This window comes from Microcystis sp. M_OC_Ca_00000000_C217Col (assembly GCF_007095585.1).
Lineage (GTDB): Bacteria > Cyanobacteriota > Cyanobacteriia > Cyanobacteriales > Microcystaceae > Microcystis > Microcystis panniformis.
In genome coordinates this window covers 1-2985 of sequence record NZ_SFBV01000125.1, presented here as the reverse complement: position 1 = coordinate 2985, position 2985 = coordinate 1, and the positions used below count along the sequence as shown (strand labels likewise).

Here is a 2985-nt window from a genome sequence, read left to right as displayed (position 1 = left end):
GATTTTTGTCAATTGTTTTTTATCTAGAGCGAACTAATCAATTAAGTCTCTTGCCAGATAAGGATTTAGTCGATTTATGCCCCCCTATCGAACCATAACAAGTAACGAAGAGCCGTTATAATAACTGAATAACTGATACAAAATCCTGTTTAAAAGGTATGGGAGAGTGGGAAGTGGGAATTATAAATTAGGAATTAGGAAGTGGGAATTATAAATTATAAATTATGAATTAGGAAGTGGTAAGTGGGAATTAGGAAGTGGGAATTAGGAAGTGGTAAGAATAAATAAAAATAATCTCCTGACTCCTGAATACTGACTCCTAACTCCTGTCTCCTGAATACTGACAGCTTACTGCTATACTTAAGCAATTAAATCGATTAACTTTTGTTTTAAAGTTTCCAATCCTAGTCGACGAATAGCCGAGATAAAAACAGCTTGGGGATATTTTTCCTTAGCTATTTCCAAATCCTCGCTTTTTACCTGATCCAACTTATTAAACACCATTAACATCGGACCGGTTTGAATCGGCATCTCCGAGAGGATTTTTAACACCGAGGCAATCTGACTTTCCCAAGCTGGATGGGAGAGATCCACCAGATGGAGTAATGCGTCTGCTTCCGTTACTTCCTCTAAAGTTGCCCGAAAAGCATCCACCAGCGAGGGGGGTAATTCGTGGATAAAACCCACCGTATCGGTTAGTAACAGGGTGTGAGAGACTTGGGTGGGGGGATCGGTAATAGTTAAGCGTCGGGTGGTGGGATCGAGGGTAGCAAACAGTTGATCGGCGGTATAAACTTCGGCAGCGGTGAGAGCATTAATTAAAGTAGATTTTCCCGCATTGGTGTAGCCGACGATCGCCACACTGGCTACATCTTGTTTTTGCCGTTGTTTGCGTAAACGGGAACGATGAGCTTGCAGTTGATCCACCTCATCCTGGAGACGGGATAAACGACGTTGAATAGTTCGGCGTTCTGTTTCTAATTTTGTCTCCCCCGGTCCGCGAGTGCCAATTCCTCCCCCTAATCTCGACATGGCTAATCCGCGCCCGGTGAGACGGGGTAAAGTGTATTCTAATTGGGCTAATTCTACCTGTAGTTTACCCGCTTGCGATTGGGCCCGTTGGGCGAAAATATCCAGGATTACCTCGGTGCGATCGACCACTCTCACCCCGATTTGGTTCTCTAGATTGCGAATTTGGGCGGGAGAAAGGTCTCGATTGAATACAACTAAATTAGCCCCCGAAGTTTGCACCTGTAGGGCGATTTCTGCCACTTTTCCCGAACCGATCACTGTTTGAGGATGGGGATGATCCCGTTTTTGTCGGGTGACTTGCAAAACTTTACCCCCGGCGGTATCAACTAAACGCTCTAATTCCCTTAAACCGTCCTCAAACTGGCGATCGCTGATATCGTCGGTGATCAAACCAACCAATAGCACCCGATCTTCGGCTTTATCAACGGTTATAGCGGTAAATTCTCGCTGAAACTCCGCCTCTAGTCCTTCCACTAACTCTAAAAAGTCCTGTTTGCTTAAATCCTCTAGATTTAAGGGCGGGGAAACAGACCAGTATATATTACTATTGACATTTGTTTGACTTTGTGGTATGAGATGCGCCAGATAGACTTGCTCCACATAACCGGTCGCCCCACCACCGCGACGGATCATGCCTGTACCAGTTAATGTTAAGATCACCAGTGCGTCTAATCTTTGCAGAGCCATGGCGGTTAAACTGGATTCTTTTGGCGGTTCCTGCTTAAGTTCCGTGGCGATGCAACGAATTCCGCAAAGACGCTCGGAACCGTAGCGGGGTAGTTCCAAGAGAGAAAATTGGGTTTGTCGGGGGGTTCCCACTCCCACACGAATTACCTGGCCGCGACGGTTGATATAGGTGCAGAGGGGTTGATGGATATCGGTACTGATAGCCGCCAGTCTTTGGGCGAATTCTGGGGTGGTGAGAGTATCGATAGGCAAGCGTTCATGATACAGCCTTTGTAGCTGTTTCATCTGACTAGCTTTCAGTCCCTGGGTATTGCCGAAGATGGTATCGATAGGCTTTCCTCGCAATTAGGATTTTATCTATTATTTATTGTAGCGATTATGAGACTCGCTGCTCCTGGACAGCGTTTCTCATCAAGATGAAGTGTAACCTAATTTGCTGCTGATTCAGAAGTAGCGATGATGGCTTAACGCTTTACTTTCTTGGCCATTGTAGTCATGGATAAAATACCAAAGGGATACCCAAGCTGATTCTCCATTTTTTTAGAGAACGATAGACTCTCTCTCACTAACCGGAAAACCCGTTGTCGAAAAGTATTATTTAGGGTCTGCTGAAAAAGTTTTTTGGTGGGGGCAGGGTGTGGGGTGTGGGGTGTAGGGTTTTACCGATTTTGAGGTAGTCAGTTACCTAATTTTCAGGGAAAAAGTCCCGGAATTTTACCTCTGATCACTCCCAGTCCGGTACTTTTTGATTGACAAAAAGTCTAAAAGTCTTACCCAACAAGGTTTTTATATTTATTCAGCAAACCCTAGATAAAAACCAATAACTTCTCCAGTGTTTGTATCAATAGCCAATCAAATATATACCTTGACTTTTTGAGAGAATACGAAGGTTCATATCCCATCACCTTCCACCCTTATCTGACGGGGAACAGCCGCCAATTTATTATTGTTGACATAATTTTGTAACCATAGAAAACCCTACTTGACTATCTTGAGACGGATGATTCATTAGGGGTATTTCTAGACCATTTCTCTACTGTGAGAAGATAACTGGCGATCGCCGCTCTGGAATTAGCCAAGCAAATGCTGATCCTAAATCTGGTTATTAAAAACTGATTATTTATTCTCCCCTACCCCCCCCTTGCCCCTGACAGGTGTAGGTATTTTACAACTAAGAGGAAGGGGAGTAGTAAAAAGCATCAACGGGGGTGGGAGGGAAAGAACTCCAACGATGAAGGTGAATCGACAAACCTTTTAGTAAATCAG

Annotated in this window: 1 protein-coding gene; it reads right to left on the bottom strand. The window is 44.3% G+C overall.

Annotated features, from left to right (window positions below; genetic code table 11):
• Positions 1–360: 360 nt before the first annotated feature.
• Positions 361–2064, bottom strand: a complete 1704-nt coding sequence (hflX, locus tag EWV66_RS07550; RefSeq protein ID WP_002789215.1) for a GTPase HflX — start codon at positions 2062–2064, stop codon at positions 361–363.
• Between the last annotated feature and the right edge of the window lie 921 nt (positions 2065–2985).